Genomic DNA, 15,740 nt, shown 5'->3' with positions numbered 1-15,740 from the left:
GAGCCCGCGGAACGCAACGAAGGCGGTTCCTCGCAGCGTCGTACCGCTGCGAGGAACCGCCTTCGTTGCGTCTCGTGGATCGCCGGTGTCAGGCGCCGTGGCGCTCCGGGTCCGTCTCGGACGGGTCGAGCCGGTCGAGCTCGAGGTCCTGGTCGGGGTCGGTCGGCCGGACGCGGGACGCCCGACGACGCGAGCCGCGGGAGCGCACCGGAGCGGGGTCCTCGGAGTCGTCGTCCGCCGCGTCGTCATCGGAGTCGTCGTCCGCCGCGTCGACGTCGACGCCGTCGAGCTCGTCGTCGTCCGACTCCGCGAGGTCGTCCTCGTCGTCCTCGAACTCGTCGTCGTCGTCGTCCGAGGCGTCGTCGTCTGCCTCGTCGTCGTCCGGGTCGTCGTAGTCGGACTCCTCGGCGTCGTCGAGGTCGTCGTCCTCGTCCGACTCGTCGTCGTCCTCGTCGTCCGACTCGTCGTCGTCGTCCTCGTCCGCCTGGCCGGCGCGGTACTCCGCCATCCGGTCCGCCCACGGCACCCAGTCCGGAGCGACCAGCGAGCCGTCGCCGGGCATCAGCTCGACCTCGAGCACGGTGGGCTCGTCGCCCTCGACCTGCGCGATCGAGACCGTCCAGCGCCACCCGGGGTAACCGGGCATCCGGTTCGAGAACAGGACCGAGACGACGCCGTCACCCTCGTCCACGGTGCCGACCGGCTGACCGACCGTCGACTCCGGCGTGACCTCGAGCAGCGCCTTCCGCGCGAGCTCCGTGTGGTCGATCATCAGGCGTCCAACTGGTCTGCGACGTGGCGCAGGATCGCGGCGAGGCGTTCGCCGTTCTTCGGGTAGCGCCCGTGGCGCAGGTCGCCGCTGACCCGGTCGAGCTCCTTCACCAGGTCCTCGACGATCACCGCCATGTCATCGGCGGAGCGGCGGGACATCTTCGCGAGCGAGGGCGCCGGCTCGAGCAGCCGCACGGACAGCGCCTGCGAGCCCTTCTTGCCCTGCACGACGCCGTACTCGAGGCGGGTGCCGGCCTTGACCGAGGTGACGCCGTCCGGCAGCGAGGACGCGTGCAGGAAGACCGGCTCACCGTCGTCGCCGGTGATGAACCCGAACCCCTTCTGGTCGTCGTAGAACTTGACCTTGCCGGTGGGCATGCGTGGACTCCTCGTGGTCGTGGAACGGCCGTGGTGCGTCGGATATCCTGGGCCGATGGCCAAGCCGACCCGATCCACCGGGAACACGCGCGAACCCGCGGACACCCCGGTGACGTTCAATCGTACCGAACGCGTCCTCGGGTTCATGATCGGCGGCATCTTCATCGCCGGTCTCCTCTGCATCATCGCGATGGTCGTGATGTGGCTGACCGTCCCGAGCGCCAACGGATCGATGCCCTGGCCGGTGATCATGGCGGTCCCGCTCATCGGTCTGCCCATCGGCATGGTGCTGGTCCTCGTCCTGCTCGGACTGACCTGGACCAAGCGCGCCCGCGAGAACCGGTCGGACCGCTGAGGACCCGCGCGGACCGGAGCGGCGGACGATGACGACCACCGCCGACCTCGCCGCCCGGCTGCGGGGGATGTCCGACGACGAGCTGGAACGGCTCGTGGTCGCCCGCCGTCTGCCCGCGGCCGTCCTCGCCGAGTCCGGCCCGCAGCACGCGGCCGACTTCTTCGACCTCGCCGAGGCGCTGCGCACCGACGACGCCGTCGACGCCGCGCTCGAGCACCTGCCCCGGGCGACCCTCCTCGCCCTCCGCGACGGGTCGGCCGACGCCGACGCGCTCGCCCCGGCGGTCGCGCTGGGCCTCGCCGACGACGCGGGCGCGGTGGACGACGCCGTCGCCGGACGACTGGCCGCCCACGCCGAGGTCGCCGGCCTCCGGCCGGGAGGCACGGCACCGGTCCGCCCCGCCGCGCCCGACGAGCAGGTGGCCGACCAGGAGCGCGCCCGCGCGACCGGCGCGGAGCGTGCGTTCACGACGATGACGGTGCTCGCCGAGCTGCTCCGCGCGGTCGACGCCGGCGAGGTCCGCGAACTCGTCAAGGGCGGCATCGGCACGCCGCTCGCCCGGACCCTCGGCGAGCGCGTCGGCACCGACCCGGACGTCGTGCCGGACCGGCTCACGCTGCTGGACCGCACCGGCCTCGCGCACCCCGGCGAGGGGCGCTGGGCCGTGTCGTCCGAGGGGCGCACCTGGCTCGTCGCGGCCTGGCCGGACCGCTGGGTGGACCTGGCCGGGCGGTGGTGGCGCTCGCTCGACCCGGCCGTGCACGACGTGCTCCGGGCGGCCGACGACGACCTGCACGACCTGGTCGCCGTCGGACGCTGGGCCTTCCCGGCGGGCGCCCGGTGGCTCGACGCCGTCCTGCTCGACGTCGCCGGCACCGCCGAGGTCCTCGGGCTCGCGGTCGACGGCACGGTGACGGCGACGGGCCGAGCGGTCCTCGACGGCGATGCCGACGCCGCAGCCGACGACCTGCCGCCGACCGTCGACGGCGTCTACCTGCAGCACGACCTGACGGTCATCGCCCCGGGGCCGCTCACTCCCGCCGACGACGACGCACTCCGGAGCGTCGCCGACCTCGAGGCACCGGGGTTGGCCGCCCGGTACCGCGTCTCCGAGGACTCCGTGCGGCGGGCGGTCCGGGCCGGCAGCACGCGTGAGGACCTGCTCGCGCTGCTGGACCGACTCTCGGCGACCGACGTGCCGCAGCCCCTCACCTACCTCGTCGACCAGGTGGCGTCGCGGGACGGCGGCCTCGTGGTCGACGTCGCGCCGGACGGTCGCGGGGCGGTCGTGCACGGGACGCCGGACCAGCTCGACCTGGTCGGGGTCGACGCCGAGCTGCGCCAGCTCACCTGGGAACGCGCCGACCTGACGACGCTCACCGCCCCGCACCCGCCGCACGTGGTCCACGCGGCGCTCGAGGAGCAGCGGTACCCGGCCGTGCTGACGGCCGCCGCCCGTCCCGTGGCCTCGGACGCGCCTCCCGGCCGTCGGCGTGGTGGCGCCGGTCGGACGCCGGAGCAGGCCGCCCACGCGCTCGTGGAACGCCTGCGCCTGACGACGGAGCGCGGCGACGCGGAGCCGGAGCAGGAGTGGCTCGGGCGGCAGATCGACCTGGCGGTGCGCGGGAAGACGCCGATCCGGCTGACCGTCCGCATGCCGGACGGGTCGGAGCGACCGATCTCGATCGTGCCGACGTCGGTCGCCGCCGGGCGGGTCCGCGGCCGTGACACCGCGGTCGACGTGGAGCGGACGTTGCCGCTGTCGCTCGTCGTCGCGGTCGAGAGCGAGGCCTGAGCCGCGCGTCCCTGCACAGCCGCGCCCCGCGAGCCGGTTCTCCACCGTTGCGCACCGGGGGCGGCGGCTCGCAGCCGCGCCGCCTAGGCTGATCCGTCATGAACGGACCGCTGATCGTGCAGAGTGACCGCACCGTGCTCCTCGAGGTCGCCCACCCCCAGGCCGAGGACGCCCGGCACGAGCTCGCGGCCTTCGCCGAGCTCGAACGCGCCCCGGAGCACGTGCACACCTACCGGATCACGCGCCTCGGGCTCTGGAACGCCCGCGCGGCCGGGCACGACGCCGAGTCGATGATCGGCACGCTCGAGCGGTTCGCGAAGTTCCCGGTCCCGCAGAGCGTCACGGTCGACATCCGCGACACCGTCTCGCGGTACGGGCGGCTCGTCATCCGGCGCGAAGAGCGCGAGGACGCCCCGGCGATCGCGAACTCCCCGAGCGAGGAGCTCGAGCGCCAGCCGGTCCTGCTCCTCACCGCCGAGGACCCGTCGGTCCTGGCCGAGGTCACCCGGTCGAAGCGCATCAAGCCCCTGCTCGGCGACCAGCGCTCCCCCTCGGAGATCGCGCTGCAGCCCTGGGCACGCGGGCAGGTCAAGCAGGAGCTCGTCAAGCTCGGGTGGCCGGCGGAGGACCTCGCGGGCTACACGCCGGGGCAGCCGCACCCGATCGACCTCGACACGGCGTCCTGGCACATGCGGCCGTACCAGGAGCAGGCCGTCGACACCTTCTTCGCGCAGGGCTCCGGCGTGGTCGTGCTGCCGTGTGGTGCCGGCAAGACGCTCGTCGGCGCCGGGGCGATGGCGACCGTCAAGGCGACGACGCTCATCCTCGTGACGAACACCGTGTCCGCCCGGCAGTGGCGGGACGAACTCCTGCGCCGGACGACCCTGTCCCCCGAGGACATCGGCGAGTACTCCGGCACCACGAAGGAGATCCGTCCCGTCACGATCGCGACGTACCAGATCCTGACCGCTCGGCGGAAGGGCGAGTACACGCACCTGTCGCTCCTCGATGCCCTCGACTGGGGCCTGATCGTCTACGACGAGGTCCACCTGCTCCCCGCGCCGGTGTTCAAGCTCACCGCCGACCTGCAGGCACGACGGCGGCTCGGGCTCACGGCCACCCTGGTGCGCGAGGACGGCCGCGAGAGCGACGTGTTCTCGCTCATCGGGCCGAAGCGCTACGACGCCCCGTGGAAGGAGATCGAGGCGCAGGGCTACATCTCCCCGGCGGCCTGCTACGAGGTGCGGATCGACCTCCCCCACCAGGACCGCCTGGAGTACGCGGCGTCGGGTGACGACGAGCGCTACCGCATGGCGGCGACCTCACCGGCGAAGACCCCGGTGGTGCGCGAGCTCATCGAGAAGCACCACGGCGAGCAGATCCTGGTGATCGGGCAGTACATCGACCAGCTCGACGACCTCGCCGCGTCACTCGACGCCGCCGAGATCACCGGGTCGACACCGGTCGACGAGCGCGAGCGGCTGTTCCAGGCGTTCCGCGAGGGCTCGATCGACGTGCTCGTGGTGTCGAAGGTCGCGAACTTCTCGGTGGACCTCCCCGACGCCACCGTGGCGATCCAGGTGTCCGGGTCGTTCGGCTCCCGACAGGAGGAAGCGCAGCGTCTCGGCCGGTTGCTCCGCCCGAACAAGGACGGCCTGCCGGCGTCGTTCTACACGCTCGTGACGCGGGACACGGTCGACCAGGACTTCGCGCAGAACCGGCAGCGCTTCCTCGCCGAGCAGGGGTACGCGTACACGATCCTCGACGCCGACCAGGTGCTGGCGGCCGCGTAGCCACCACACGACCCGCTCCCAGGAAACCTCTAGGGAACGGTCAGAGGATGGGTCCATGACCGATGGCCCCAAGATCCTGATCGTCGACGACGAGCCGAACATCCGCGACCTCCTCACGACCTCGTTGCGCTTCGCCGGGTTCGCCGTCCGTGCGGTCGGCAACGGGGCCCAGGCGATCTCCGCCGTGCTCGAGGAGGAGCCCGACCTGATCATCCTCGACGTGATGCTCCCGGACATGAACGGCTTCGGCGTCACCAAGCGCCTCCGCTCGTCCGGGTACACGTCGCCGATCCTCTTCCTCACCGCGAAGGACGACACCGAGGACAAGATCACCGGGCTCACCGTCGGCGGCGACGACTACGTCACCAAGCCGTTCTCGCTCGACGAGATCGTCGCGCGCATCAAGGCGATCCTCCGTCGCACCATGAACGACGAAGAGGACGCCATCATCCGCGCCGGCGAGCTCACGATGGACCAGGACACGCACGAGGTCACGATCGGCGACGCGCAGATCGAGCTGTCTCCGACCGAGTTCAAGCTCCTGCGCTACCTGATGCTCAACCCGAACCGCGTGCTGTCGAAGGCGCAGATCCTCGACCACGTGTGGGAGTACGACTTCAACGGCGACGCGGGCATCGTCGAGTCGTACATCTCGTACCTCCGCCGCAAGCTCGACCAGTACTCGACCGAGCCGATCATCCAGACGAAGCGCGGGTTCGGCTACATGCTGAAGGCGTCCAAGGCGTCCTGACGCCGGGCACACGGCGACCGTCCGGTTTCACCGGGCGGTCGCCGCTTATCGTTGGGGCAGCATGCACACGCGAATGAGCCACTGGTGGGACGGGATCTCCCTCCGCACCAAGATCACCGGCATCACGGTGCTGCTCGTCGCGCTCGGGCTGCTCGTCGCCGGGCTCGGCACCATGACGGTGCTCTCGACGTACCTCATGCAGCAGCTCGACAACACGGTCAAGCAGACGTCCGAGCAGCTCGAGGGCCAGAACATCAGCGACGGCCAGCAGTACTGCACGCTGTCGATCGTCCTGTCGCCGAGCGCCTACGTCGCGGCCTACGACTCCCGCGGCGACAAGATCTGCCAGACCCGTGCCTCCAGCCGGCCGGACATCCGCTCGCTCGACTTCTCCGCCGCGGCGCAGAGCTCGCAGCGGTTCTCGCTGTACGACAGCCAGCACGACCACGAGTGGCGCGCGCAGATCATCCCGGCGTCGCTGCAGAACCAGTCGAGCGGCACCTCGGAGACCGGGTACGTGCTCGTCGCCGTGTCGAGCGCCGACACCGACAAGACCATCGGCCGCTTCACGATCATCTTCCTGGGCTTCGGCATCTCGGTGATCCTGCTCGGCGCGATGCTGACACGGCTCCTCGTGACGGCCACGTTCGACCCGCTGCGCGACGTGGAGGACACGGCCGCCCGGTTCGCCGCCGGTGACTTCAACCAGCGGCTCGAGGCCGACACCCCGAACACCGAGGTCGGTCGCCTCAACCGCTCGCTCAACGCGATGCTCGAGCGGATCGACTCCGCGTTCGAGGACCGCGAGCGGACGATCGACCAGATGCGCCGCTTCGTCGGTGACGCCTCCCACGAGCTCCGCACGCCGCTGGTGTCGCTCCGCGGCTACGCCGAGCTCTACCGGATGGGGGCGCTCCGCAAGGAGGAGGACGTCGCCCAGGCGATGGACCGCATCGAGAAGGAAGCGCAGCGGATGGGCCTGCTCGTGCAGGACCTGCTCCAGCTCGCCCGCATCGACGAGTCGAAGCCGCTCGAGCTCGGCCCGGTCGACCTCGTCGCCATCGCGCGCGACTCGGCACTCGACACCATGGCGTCGAACCCCGACCGCGAGATCCAGGTCCTCGTCGAGGACGCCGTGACGGGCGTCAGCGTGCCGCAGGCCGTCCGCCCGGGTGCGTTCGGGCAGGTCGACACCGGCGAGACGCCCGTCTCCCCGCCGTCGGCGAACTCGACCGGCCCGATCGCGTTCTCGCGGCAGACGATCGCGCGCCTCCGTGCCCGCCGCAACCGCGCCATGGGCGTCGAGGGCGGCGTACCGACCGACGAGACCACACCCCTGCCGACCGTCGTGCTGCCGGCCCGTCCGCCGATCGTCCTGGCGGAGGAGAACAAGATCCGCCAGGTCGTGACGAACCTGATGGGGAACGCCATGCGCTTCACCGCGCACGACGACCCGATCGAGATCGGCATCGGCGTGGACGACGACCTCGGCATGGCCCACATCGACGTCATCGACCACGGCGAGGGCATCCCGCCGCAGCTGCGCGAGAAGATCTTCCAGCGCTTCTGGCGGGCGGACACCTCGCGCGCGCGGGACACCGGCGGCTCGGGCCTCGGCCTCGCGATCGTGTCGGGCATCGTGCACGCGCACAACGGCTCCGTCGAGGTGTTCGACACCGAGGGAGGCGGCGCGACCTTCCGCGTCTGGCTCCCCCTGCTCCCCCGCGACTACACCCCCACCCCGAAGTCCCCCGCCGCCTGAAGCGCCGGCCCCGGCCGTCGCCGCCCGCCGCCGCCGGCCCGCCGCCCGCCGCCCGGCCGTCCCGCCGTCCGTCCCCGTTCTGGTCGCACGGCTTGCCGCTCAACTCCGGCCGACGCGGCATGTCGTGCGACTCGAACGGTCGCAGGCGGCAGGTCGTGCGACCGGAGCACGGCGCGGACCTGTGGGAGCGAGCGACATCAGAGCTGCCGGACCGGCTCAGGAACGGGCGGCGAACGCTTGACGGAGTCGCTCGAACAGCACCGCAGGTCGAGCCGCGTCGGCAGCCGTCGCGTGCACCACGATCCACCCGTTGACAGCGAACCCGTTGCCTCGGCGTTGATCGTGTCGGAAGACGTCGCGCTCGCGGTGATGGTCGCCGTCGTACTCGAGCGCGATACGGAGCTGTGGCCAGCACATGTCCACCCGTCCGAGGAACGTACCGCGCTCGTCGAACACCTCGTGGTTGAGCTCGGGCTCCGGGAATCCTGCATCCACGACGTCGAGGCGGATCAGCGTCTCCATGGGTGACTCGCTCCCCGGACGCACGGCCTCGAGTGCAGCCCGCGCGAGGACGACCCCGTGCCCGCGGGGACGGAGCGCACGCGCGAGATCCTCGATCCTGGCGAGTCCCGCCCGTCCGACGAGGTGGTCGCCGAGGACGACGAGCGCTCGGAAGTCGAAGAGGGTCGCGCACTCGGCCCAGGCGCGGGCCGGCGTGCTGACCGGGAGGCCGTCCTGCTCGACGGTCTCGTCGTCGGCCACACGATGGGCCGTGACACCCGGACGCCGCATGAGGCTCGCTCCGCCGATGGTCGCCACGTGTACCCGCGACCCTTCGCGGTGTTCCCTCGGCACCGGCGCTCCCCACACGCTGACTGCGGTCGTGTGGCTGAACCGCTGGTCGGGGCGGAGCACCAGGGCGATGCAGTCGACCAGGCTCGCGTCGCGGTCACGAGGCACGCGGACGCCGTGGACGGGACGCCGGAGATCAGCGCGGCGCATGCGGCTCGTACCCTCGCCGTACCGACGAGCTTGTGCGACGGTGAAGGCCCGTTCCGCGAGGCCGTTGGGCAGTGCGCGCGGAGTGGTCATGCTCGTAGCCTGGAGGCGCACGGCACCACCCGAGCCAGAGGCGGGCGCACCTGTGGAGAACGACCGCAGCCGAGCCTCCCGTGCGGGAGAAGCACCTACGTCCTGGTAGCACGGCATGCCGCGCGCGGTCGTTGCGGGCGCACGACCTGCCGTCGAAGTCGAACCTGAGCGGCAAGTCTTGCGACCGAAACCGAGCCAGGGCCGCGCGCCCGCACGCGGAAGGGCCCCGCACGCGGAAGGGCCCCGCACGCAGCGCGTGCGGGGCCCTTCCGGCTACCGGGACTAGAAGTCCATGCCACCCGTGGGGTCGCCGGCCGGCATGGCCGGGTTCTTCTCCGGCTTGTCGGCGACGACGGCCTCGGTCGTGAGGAACAGACCGGCGATCGACGCGGCGTTCTGCAGCGCCGAGCGCGTGACCTTGGCCGGGTCGATGATGCCCGCGGCGACGAGGTCGACGTACTCGCCGGTCGCGGCGTTGAGGCCGTGACCCGACTCGAGCTCGCGGACCTTGGCGGCGACGACGCCCGGCTCGAGACCGGCGTTCAGCGCGATCTGCTTGAGCGGCGCGTCGATGGCGACGCGGACGATGTTCGCACCGGTCGCCTCGTCACCCTGCAGGTCGAGCGAGTCGAGCGCGACGGACGCCTGGATGAGCGCGACGCCACCACCGGCGACGATGCCCTCCTCGACGGCGGCCTTCGCGTTGCGGACGGCGTCCTCGATGCGGTGCTTGCGCTCCTTGAGCTCGACCTCGGTCGCGGCACCCGCCTTGATGACGGCCACGCCACCGGCGAGCTTCGCGAGGCGCTCCTGGAGCTTCTCGCGGTCGTAGTCGGAGTCGGTCGCCTCGATCTCGGAGCGGATCTGACGGACGCGGCCCGCGATCTGCTCGTCGTCGCCGGCACCCTCGATGATCGTGGTCTCGTCCTTGGTGATGATCACCTTGCGGGCCTTGCCCAGCAGGTCGAGGGTCGCGTTCTCGAGCTTGAGGCCGACCTCTTCCGAGATGACCTGGCCGCCGGTCAGGATCGCGATGTCCTGCAGCATGGCCTTGCGACGGTCGCCGAAGCCCGGGGCCTTGACGGCGACGGACTTGAAGATGCCACGGATCTTGTTCACGACGAGGGTCGCGAGGGCTTCGCCGTCGACGTCCTCGGCGATGATCAGGAGCTGCTTGCCCGCCTGGATCACCTTGTCGACGACCGGGAGCAGGTCCTTGATGTTGGAGATCTTCGAGTTGACGATGAGGATGTACGGGTCCTCGAAGACGGCCTCCTGGCGCTCCGGGTCCGTGACGAAGTACTGCGACAGGTAGCCCTTGTCGAAGCGCATGCCCTCGGTCAGCTCGAGCTCGGTGCCGAAGGTGTTCGACTCCTCGACGGTGACGACGCCCTCCTTGCCGACCTTGTCGATCGCCTCGGCGATGAGCTCGCCGATGGTGGGGTCGGCGGCCGAGATCGACGCGGTCGCGGCGATCTGGTCCTTGGTCTCGATGTCCTTCGCGTTGGCGAGGAGCTGGTCGGAGACGGCGGCGACGGCCTTCTCGATGCCGCGCTTGAGCGACACGGGGTCGGCACCGGCGGCGACGTTGCGGAGGCCCTCGCGGACGAGCGCCTGGGCGAGCACGGTCGCGGTGGTCGTACCGTCACCGGCGACGTCGTCGGTCTTCTTGGCGACCTCCTTGACGAGCTCCGCGCCGATCTTCTCGTACGGGTCGTCGAGCTCGATCTCCTTGGCGATGGAGACACCGTCGTTCGTGATCGTGGGGGCGCCCCACTTCTTCTCGAGGACGACGTTGCGGCCGCGCGGGCCGAGCGTCACCTTCACGGCGTCGGCCAGGGTGTTCAGGCCGCGCTCGAGGCCACGACGGGCCTCCTCGTCGAAAGCAATGATCTTAGCCATGTGAGTTTCTCGTCCCTCCCGGACGTCGTGCGTGGGGGTCGTGCTGGCACTCAGCGCAAGCGAGTGCCAACGCCGATTCTGGCACTCGCCGGGTGTGAGTGCAACACAGTCGGGAGGCGCGGCTCGACTTCCCAGGACACGTTGCGGCCGGGACCCGGCACGGTCGGCCCGGGCGGTGGCTGCTCGGCGGGCGGAGCGCCGTGCACGACGAACGCGCCGCCCCCGAGGGGACGGCGCGTTCGTCGAGTGGTCCTGGGCTCAGGCGGGACGGACCGCCTCCGCCTGTGGGCCCTTCGACCCGGTGCCGACGTCGAACGTCACCGCCTGGCCCTCCTCGAGGACCTTGTACCCCGACATGTCGATCGCCGAGTAGTGCACGAACACGTCCTGGCCCCCTCCATCCACGGTGATGAAGCCGAAGCCCTTCTCGGCGTTGAACCACTTCACGGTTCCGTTGGCCATGATCTCTTGCTCCCTGGTGCTGCAGTTGCGGACGACGCCATCGCCGTCTGGCGATGACTCTCGTGCAACAACGGCGGCAAGGCAAGAGGTGTGACGTTCTTGCACGCCGATCGCGTCAGAAATCAACGTGCCCGAAACACCTCCGTCACACAGCGCGCGTCAGCCGCCGTAGTCGGCGCCGAGCACGACGCTGACGTCGGCGTTCGGGAACGCCGCCGACTGCTCCACCGTCGCGATGCCGAGCGCCTTCGCCACACCCTGTGCCACGGCCTGCTGCTCGGGCTGCTGGTAGTACACGACCGAGGTCGTCGTCCCCGTCGTCCCGGCGTCACCCGTCGAGGCGACCTGCCAGCCCGCGGTGGTCAGTGCGCTGCTGGCGCGGGCGGCCAGACCGGTCGTCGTCGTGCCGTTCAGCACGACGACGCTCGTCGCGCCCTGCGCCGAGGGCTCCGCAGCGCTCGGCTCCTCGGACGCGGGCGCCGACGGCGACTCCGAGGGCGTCTCCGACGGCGCGGCCGACGCCGAGGAGCTCGACGAGGGGCGCGGCGACGAGGTCGACCCCGGGAACGAGTAGCTGCCGTTCAGCAGCGCGAGCACGAGGACACCGACGAGCACGAGCACACCGGTCGCGAGGGCGCCCCAGGCGAACGCGATCCACCCGCGTCCACGACGACGGGCACCGCGGTGCGCTCCGACCCGGGGGCCGTCGGTGACGTCGTCGAACCGGTCTCGCGGGAATCTCTCGGTCATCGTTCCTCTTCACGGGGATCGGGCGCGGGGGCGACGAACGCGCGCGCCGCTCGTGCTCGGGTGCGTGCGTGCCGGAGCCGCTGCAGCCGACCGACCAGCTGGGGGTCGAGCGCGAGTGCGGCGGGCAGGTCGATCACGCGGTTGAGCACCTGGTAGTAGCGCGCCGGCGACATGTCGAACTCGACCCGGATCTCCGCCTCCTTCGTGCGGTCGTGCCGCGCCCGGTCGTGCTCGAACGCGAGCACGCGCTGGTCGAGCTCGCTGAGCTCGTCGGTGGGGAGGGCGGTCACGGCACTTCCGGTCACGGTTCGGTCACGGGTCTCGCACATCGTAGGGGTGCCCGGCGGTCCGACCCTGGCACGCGGCTGGACTGTCGCGAAGCCCGGTTCAGGCTGCGGGCCGCCGGAACCACCGCACCCGGACGCCGAACGGGTCGCAGACCGCCGTCGCCACACCGTCGAGCGACACCGTGGCGAAGGCGTCCGGGTCCGCCGGGTCGACGTCGTCGGGCAGCGTCGCGGCCACCCCGCGCAGGATGCCCGTCCGTTCGACCGCGACCCAGTGCACGCCACGCTCCGCCAGCCGGTCGACCACGCGCTGGCGGTCGGCGCCCGGCACGTAGACGAGGGTCCCGGTGGTGAGCACCACGGGACGGACGCCGTCCGGCAACGCGTCCAGTGCACGGTCGAGGTCGCCGGGCAGCGTGCCACGGATCCGGACGGGAGGCACGGCGAGCGTCGCGCGCGCCGCCTCGCGCATCAGGGCGGTGCGGTCCGTCGCCTCGGGCGGGACGGCCTCGACCAGCCGGTCGAACGCACCGGGCTCGGCGAGGTCGATCGGGTTCGGGTCGAGGGCGACCCGCGCGCCGATCCGGATCGGGGTGCCGGCCGACTCGGGGACCGCGCCGCTGGCGTCGACCGTCAGGTGCACCGACGGCTCGGCGACGGCGGTGTGCACCCGGACCGTGCCGTCCCCGGTCCGGTGGTCGAGCGTCACCCGGTCCGGGATCGAGCAGAGCCCGGCGGCGGCCCCGGCGTCGACGAGGCCGAGCGGCCGCGGGTCCGCCGCGGCGAGCGCCGCGAACAGCGGGACGACGGGACCGAGCCGCCGCGGGTCGTTGGCCTGCACCGTGGCGGCGGCGAGCGCCGTGACGAACGCGGCACGGGCCTCCCGGCCGAGCGCACGGAGCGCTCCGGGGTCCGACGGGTCGGCACCCAGCCGACGTGCGACGGCGAAGACCAGCTCCGGTTGCCGCTGCTGCTCGGGGACCGCGTCGAGGAGCGCGACCAGGTCGTCGTCGACCGAGCGTGCCCAGGCCGCGTACGACGGCGAGGCCGGAGCGATGCGCGCCGCGTAGGTGGCGTACCGCTCGCGCGTGACGGTCACGGGCGGTGCATGCCGACGTGACGGATGCCGGCCTCGTCGTAGGGCGCACCGAACCGGACGAAGCCGTGGCGTTCGTAGAGGCCCGCGACGTACTCCTGGGCGTGCAGGACGAACGGCTCGTGACCGTGCGTCTCGAGCACCCCCGCGACCAGCCGTCCGGCGATCCCCTGCCCCCGGTGGTCGGGGTGGGTGGCGACCCGGCCGATCACCCAGGCCGGCGGCTCGCTGGCCGCGGGGTGGTCCTCGTCCGGGGCGGGCCGGACGAGGCGGAGGTACCCGACCGGATCGTCGTCGGCTCCGAACCACCAGTGCTCGGTGTCGGGCTCGCAGTCACGGCCGTCGAAGTCGTCGGCGGTGACCCGCTGCTCGAGGGCGAAGACGCGGTTCCGCAGCCGCACGATGCCGTACAGTTCGTCCGTCGTCAGGCGGGTCCAGCGGGCGTGGCGGACGGAATGCTCGGACATCGTCGCGAGTTTACTGAAGGGGTCGGGCATCACCATCGAGCCCCGACCGGAAGCAGGAGGAAGCAATGGCGTACAACGTCGACAAGTCGGACGCCCAGTGGCGCGAGGAGCTCTCCCCGGACCAGTACGCCGTGCTCCGGCAGGCCGGGACCGAGCGCCCGTGGACGGGTGAGCTGCTCGACGAGGAGCGCGCCGGCACGTACACCTGTGCGGCGTGCGGCGCGGAGCTGTTCCAGAGCGGCACGAAGTTCGACTCCGGTTGCGGCTGGCCGTCGTTCTACGAGTCGGTCCGCCCCGAGGCGGTCCAGCTCATCGAGGACAAGTCCCTCGGCATGGTCCGCACCGAGGTCCGCTGCGCGAACTGCGGCTCGCACCTCGGGCACGTGTTCCCCGACGGCTTCGGCACCCCGACGGGTGACCGCTACTGCATGAACTCGCTGTCGCTGAACTTCTCCGAGCAGGGCGAATGAGACCCCGACGCGTCCGCCGGTAGGATGGGCGCGTCAGCCGGCATGGCGCAATTGGTAGCGCACCGTACTTGTAATACGGGGGTTGCGGGTTCGAGTCCCGCTGCCGGCCCCAGATCACGGCTCCTCGTGCGGCCCGAGGCGGAGCCGTCACCGCACGTCGAGCTCGCCGTCCGCGTCCCGTTCGATCTCGCCGTCCGGGATCCAGACGACGATGCGGTCCAGGCGCACCCGCTCGAACGACGACCGCTCGTCGCGCAGCAGGTCCGTGACCTCCTGCGGCAGCGGGAAGCGCTGGTCGCGGCCCACCACGATCGCCTCGAACGGTGCATCGTCGACGTCGCGCACGCCGCGCGCACCGACGTACTGGTCGTAGTCGCTGGGGGTGATCGCGCCGAAGAAGATGCGGCCGTCCCGGATGCCCTCGCTCCGCAGCAGCGGCAGGAGGCGCGCGACCCCCTCGGGGCGTGTCTGCCAGACCGCCCGCGCGGTCGGGATGCTGCCGACGAGTGCGACGACGACGAGGAGTGCGGCGAGCGCGCCGGTCAGCGGCCGGGGGCGGAGCACCGCGAGCCGACCGAGTCCGACCGCGGCGAGCAGGACGATCCAGGGCGTCCACGCGCTGTAGTAGGTCGGCAGCGCGATCTTCGCCGCCACCGTGTAGAACGCGACGAGCAGCAGGAGCGGTGCGGCGAGGAACACCACCAGCCGGTCCGGACGGACGACGACCGCGAGCAGCACCCCGGCGGCCAGGACGACGAGCACCGGCAGGCCGACGCCCTGCGCCAGGAACCACCAGTTCCCCCACCACGGTGCGAACTGGTGGGTCTGCCCGGCGATCACGGCGAGGTGGCCGTTCTCGTTCTGCCCCTCCTGGAAGGCCAGCATGTAGAGCACCGCCGACCGCATGCCCATGGGGGCGTACAGCGCGACGACCGTCACCGCGAAGACCACGGCCCAGACGAGGCCGCCGACGACGAGCCGACGCCACTGCCGGAACAGCAGCGGGGCGAGCAGGAACACGGGCACCAGCACGAGCGTCGACGCCTTCGACGTCACCGAGGCGGCCATGAGCACCGCGGACAGCGGGAGCCACCACCACCGGCCGGTCCGTGTCCAGGTCCACACGGCGAAGAGCGCGGCCAGGGCGAAGAACACCATCACCGGGTCGAGGAGCGCGACACGGTCGAGCCGCGCACCGGATCCACCCCGGGGCGTCAGCGTCCAGAGCGCCGCGGCGGTCCACCCCGCCCAGAAGCCGACCTCCGCGCGGAGCCACACGAACATGACGGCGGCGCCGAGGACGACGAGGGCGGCGACGAGGACCCGGGGCGCGGTGGCCCCCTCGCCGCCGACGAGCTGCGCGAGCCCGAACAGGTACTTCGCCGTCGGCGGGTGCTCGCGGTTCTGGTCGAACGCGCCGTGCACGTACGCGAAGCCGGCGCGGACGTAGGTGGCCTCGTCGCCGCCGATGTTCTCGTCGGCGATCCGCCAGAAGCACTGGTAGGCGGCCGCCAGGGCGAGCAGGACGAGGGCGACGATCCGTACCGCTCGGCGGTCCTGGAGCACGAGGGCGTGGCGTCGACTGGGCACCGGACGATCCTACGGCGGG

General features: G+C 71.8%; 16 protein-coding genes and 1 tRNA gene. 7 read left to right on the top strand and 10 right to left on the bottom strand.

Going from position 1 to position 15,740, the window contains the following annotated elements:
* Positions 1-88 precede the first annotated feature (88 nt).
* Complete coding sequence (locus tag ACIP6W_RS14755; RefSeq protein ID WP_400430198.1) at positions 89-772, bottom strand: DUF3027 domain-containing protein; 684 nt, start codon at positions 770-772, stop codon at positions 89-91.
* Positions 772-1,149: a cold-shock protein gene (locus ACIP6W_RS14750; RefSeq protein WP_066656529.1), complete on the bottom strand. Its 378-nt coding sequence runs from the start codon at positions 1,147-1,149 to the stop codon at positions 772-774. The genes ACIP6W_RS14755 and ACIP6W_RS14750 overlap by 1 nt, the downstream gene beginning before the upstream one ends.
* A gap of 55 nt (positions 1,150-1,204) precedes the next feature.
* Between ACIP6W_RS14750 and ACIP6W_RS14745 the strand changes: the two genes are divergently transcribed.
* From ACIP6W_RS14745 to ACIP6W_RS14725, 5 genes are all read left to right on the top strand, one after another.
* The gene (locus tag ACIP6W_RS14745; RefSeq protein ID WP_066656531.1) at positions 1,205-1,504 is read left to right on the top strand and encodes a hypothetical protein; all 300 of its coding nucleotides are present in this window, start codon (positions 1,205-1,207) and stop codon (positions 1,502-1,504) included.
* A gap of 28 nt (positions 1,505-1,532) precedes the next feature.
* Positions 1,533-3,299 (top strand): helicase-associated domain-containing protein, encoded by a 1,767-nt coding sequence (locus ACIP6W_RS14740; RefSeq protein WP_400430196.1) that lies wholly within the window; start codon positions 1,533-1,535, stop codon positions 3,297-3,299.
* A gap of 98 nt (positions 3,300-3,397) precedes the next feature.
* Positions 3,398-5,092 carry a DNA repair helicase XPB gene (locus tag ACIP6W_RS14735; RefSeq protein WP_400430194.1) on the top strand — a complete coding sequence of 565 codons (1,695 nt, stop codon included), beginning with the start codon at positions 3,398-3,400 and terminating at the stop codon, positions 5,090-5,092.
* A gap of 55 nt (positions 5,093-5,147) precedes the next feature.
* Positions 5,148-5,843 carry a response regulator transcription factor gene (locus tag ACIP6W_RS14730; RefSeq protein ID WP_056120555.1) on the top strand — a complete coding sequence of 232 codons (696 nt, stop codon included), beginning with the start codon at positions 5,148-5,150 and terminating at the stop codon, positions 5,841-5,843.
* Positions 5,844-5,904: 61 nt separating this feature from the next.
* Positions 5,905-7,605, top strand: coding sequence for a cell wall metabolism sensor histidine kinase WalK (locus ACIP6W_RS14725; RefSeq protein WP_251155277.1), 1,701 nt, complete (start codon positions 5,905-5,907; stop codon positions 7,603-7,605).
* 216 nt (positions 7,606-7,821) lie between these two features.
* On the opposite strand, the gene ACIP6W_RS14720 is transcribed toward ACIP6W_RS14725, so the two are convergent.
* The 7 genes from ACIP6W_RS14720 to ACIP6W_RS14690 all read right to left on the bottom strand — a co-directional run bounded on the left by ACIP6W_RS14720 (position 7,822) and on the right by ACIP6W_RS14690 (position 13,661).
* Positions 7,822-8,697, bottom strand: coding sequence for a hypothetical protein (locus ACIP6W_RS14720; RefSeq protein ID WP_271826092.1), 876 nt, complete (start codon positions 8,695-8,697; stop codon positions 7,822-7,824).
* Between the two features lie 282 nt (positions 8,698-8,979).
* Positions 8,980-10,599 carry a chaperonin GroEL gene (gene groL / locus ACIP6W_RS14715; protein WP_182046169.1) on the bottom strand — a complete coding sequence of 540 codons (1,620 nt, stop codon included), beginning with the start codon at positions 10,597-10,599 and terminating at the stop codon, positions 8,980-8,982.
* A gap of 258 nt (positions 10,600-10,857) precedes the next feature.
* Positions 10,858-11,061 (bottom strand): cold-shock protein, encoded by a 204-nt coding sequence (locus tag ACIP6W_RS14710; protein WP_066656547.1) that lies wholly within the window; start codon positions 11,059-11,061, stop codon positions 10,858-10,860.
* Between the two features lie 159 nt (positions 11,062-11,220).
* Positions 11,221-11,811, bottom strand: coding sequence for a LytR C-terminal domain-containing protein (locus tag ACIP6W_RS14705; protein ID WP_066656550.1), 591 nt, complete (start codon positions 11,809-11,811; stop codon positions 11,221-11,223).
* Positions 11,808-12,101 carry a DUF3263 domain-containing protein gene (locus ACIP6W_RS14700; protein WP_235426381.1) on the bottom strand — a complete coding sequence of 98 codons (294 nt, stop codon included), beginning with the start codon at positions 12,099-12,101 and terminating at the stop codon, positions 11,808-11,810. The genes ACIP6W_RS14705 and ACIP6W_RS14700 overlap by 4 nt, the downstream gene beginning before the upstream one ends.
* 97 nt (positions 12,102-12,198) lie before the next feature.
* Complete coding sequence (locus tag ACIP6W_RS14695) at positions 12,199-13,197, bottom strand: DUF2332 family protein (RefSeq protein WP_066656567.1); 999 nt, start codon at positions 13,195-13,197, stop codon at positions 12,199-12,201.
* Positions 13,194-13,661 (bottom strand): GNAT family N-acetyltransferase, encoded by a 468-nt coding sequence (locus tag ACIP6W_RS14690; protein ID WP_400430190.1) that lies wholly within the window; start codon positions 13,659-13,661, stop codon positions 13,194-13,196. The genes ACIP6W_RS14695 and ACIP6W_RS14690 overlap by 4 nt, the downstream gene beginning before the upstream one ends.
* A gap of 65 nt (positions 13,662-13,726) precedes the next feature.
* On the opposite strand from ACIP6W_RS14690, the gene msrB reads away from it, so the two are divergent.
* Positions 13,727-14,131 carry a peptide-methionine (R)-S-oxide reductase MsrB gene (msrB, locus tag ACIP6W_RS14685; protein ID WP_066656573.1) on the top strand — a complete coding sequence of 135 codons (405 nt, stop codon included), beginning with the start codon at positions 13,727-13,729 and terminating at the stop codon, positions 14,129-14,131.
* Between the two features lie 36 nt (positions 14,132-14,167).
* Positions 14,168-14,243 (top strand) — tRNA-Thr (locus ACIP6W_RS14680).
* A 35-nt stretch (positions 14,244-14,278) separates the two neighbouring features.
* Here ACIP6W_RS14680 and ACIP6W_RS14675 read toward each other — a convergent pair.
* Positions 14,279-15,721: an ArnT family glycosyltransferase gene (locus ACIP6W_RS14675; RefSeq protein ID WP_400430188.1), complete on the bottom strand. Its 1,443-nt coding sequence runs from the start codon at positions 15,719-15,721 to the stop codon at positions 14,279-14,281.
* Between the last annotated feature and the right edge of the window lie 19 nt (positions 15,722-15,740).

Source organism: Curtobacterium sp. NPDC088465, from assembly GCF_044753165.1.
GTDB lineage: Bacteria > Actinomycetota > Actinomycetes > Actinomycetales > Microbacteriaceae > Curtobacterium.
The sequence above is the reverse complement of the archived record's forward strand: the minus strand, read 5'-3'. Positions and strand labels throughout refer to the sequence as shown.

Excerpts from the sequence above, each read along its gene's own strand:
- ACIP6W_RS14755 (WP_400430198.1), bottom strand. The coding sequence starts at position 772 with ATGATCGACCACACGGAGCTCGCGCGGAAGGCGCTGCTCGAGGTCACG.
- ACIP6W_RS14750 (WP_066656529.1), bottom strand. The coding sequence starts at position 1,149 with ATGCCCACCGGCAAGGTCAAGTTCTACGACGACCAGAAGGGGTTCGGG.
- ACIP6W_RS14745 (WP_066656531.1), top strand. The coding sequence starts at position 1,205 with ATGGCCAAGCCGACCCGATCCACCGGGAACACGCGCGAACCCGCGGAC.
- ACIP6W_RS14740 (WP_400430196.1), top strand. The coding sequence starts at position 1,533 with ATGACGACCACCGCCGACCTCGCCGCCCGGCTGCGGGGGATGTCCGAC.
- ACIP6W_RS14735 (WP_400430194.1), top strand. The coding sequence starts at position 3,398 with ATGAACGGACCGCTGATCGTGCAGAGTGACCGCACCGTGCTCCTCGAG.
- ACIP6W_RS14730 (WP_056120555.1), top strand. The coding sequence starts at position 5,148 with ATGACCGATGGCCCCAAGATCCTGATCGTCGACGACGAGCCGAACATC.
- ACIP6W_RS14725 (WP_251155277.1), top strand. The coding sequence starts at position 5,905 with ATGCACACGCGAATGAGCCACTGGTGGGACGGGATCTCCCTCCGCACC.
- ACIP6W_RS14720 (WP_271826092.1), bottom strand. The coding sequence starts at position 8,697 with ATGACCACTCCGCGCGCACTGCCCAACGGCCTCGCGGAACGGGCCTTC.
- groL (WP_182046169.1), bottom strand. The coding sequence starts at position 10,599 with ATGGCTAAGATCATTGCTTTCGACGAGGAGGCCCGTCGTGGCCTCGAG.
- ACIP6W_RS14710 (WP_066656547.1), bottom strand. The coding sequence starts at position 11,061 with ATGGCCAACGGAACCGTGAAGTGGTTCAACGCCGAGAAGGGCTTCGGC.
- ACIP6W_RS14705 (WP_066656550.1), bottom strand. The coding sequence starts at position 11,811 with ATGACCGAGAGATTCCCGCGAGACCGGTTCGACGACGTCACCGACGGC.
- ACIP6W_RS14690 (WP_400430190.1), bottom strand. The coding sequence starts at position 13,661 with ATGTCCGAGCATTCCGTCCGCCACGCCCGCTGGACCCGCCTGACGACG.
- msrB (WP_066656573.1), top strand. The coding sequence starts at position 13,727 with ATGGCGTACAACGTCGACAAGTCGGACGCCCAGTGGCGCGAGGAGCTC.